This window comes from Sphaerochaeta sp. UBA5836 (genome assembly GCF_002432845.1).
Lineage (GTDB): Bacteria > Spirochaetota > Spirochaetia > Sphaerochaetales > Sphaerochaetaceae > Sphaerochaeta.
Map to the genome: position 1 here is coordinate 14,806 of NZ_DJGW01000090.1, position 995 is coordinate 15,800.

1 protein-coding gene is annotated in these 995 nt (G+C 53.8%); it reads right to left on the reverse strand.

Going from position 1 to position 995, the window contains the following annotated elements; translation table 11 throughout:
- The coding region (locus B3F49_RS08425) for an iron-containing alcohol dehydrogenase (protein ID WP_293910382.1) at positions 1-839 on the reverse strand (839 nt) is incomplete at its 3' end.
- Positions 840-995 lie beyond the last annotated feature (156 nt).

Below are 995 nucleotides of genomic sequence, written 5' to 3' on the forward strand. Positions count from 1 at the left end.
AGTTCAGGGTGAAAGGCACTCATTGCGTGTTCAAGCGAATGTTCGCTGATGCAGCCGCTGAAGGTTTCCACCATGCCGGCCAGGGTGTTGGCCATCGCCACATCCTCGCGAGCTTTCAAATTCCTGCCATCCTTGACGGCGGTGGGAAGGCTCTTTCCGATGAGCCTGATCGCCTCGAGGCTGTACTGGTCGCTGAACGTATTTGCAATCGTGTTCAGATATCCCTCGGTGCTGTGGAAAAGAGCATCGAAGCCTTGGTATGCGGTAAGGTGCGGAGGAACCGAGACCATCAGGGTGGGATCGACAATACTCAGGACAGGAAAGGTATCGTCATTGCCATACCCGATTTTTTCCTGAGTCTCTTCCTTGGTAATGACCAGCCAAGGATCGGCTTCGGTGCCGGTGCCGGCGGTGGTGGTGATGGCAACCACTCCAAGGGGCTTGTGCTGCATCGGCTTCCCTTTGCCGCTGCCGCCGCTGACATAGTCCCACAGGTTGCCCTCGTTGGTCGCCATAATTGCGATGGCCTTGGCCGAGTCGATGACCGAGCCTCCACCCAGACCGATGACAAAGTCACATCCCTGTTGTCTTGCAAGCTTGGCACCCTCTGTAACATGGGCGAGGATGGGGTTGGGAAGAATCTTGTCAAACACCTCATACGACACCTTTGCGGCATCCAATTGGTCCTGGACTTGCTTCAGGTATCCGAATGAACGCGTCGATGTGCCGCTCGAAATTACAATCAAGGCCCGTTTGCCAGGAAGCTTCTGTTCTGAAAGCTTCGCAAGCGAATGAGAACCGAAGATGATTTTGGTTGGAAGATAAAATGTACTGTGCATTGCTGCCTCCTCTCTTCATTTTTAAGGTACCAAGAGAGGAGGATATCGGCAAGAGATGGGAAAACCCTGCCGGAAAAGGGAATCATATCAGGGGATGGGCGGGAAGCGGCTTCAAATGGGAGCGACTTCACCACACAGCAGGTTTCGAATCCTTTG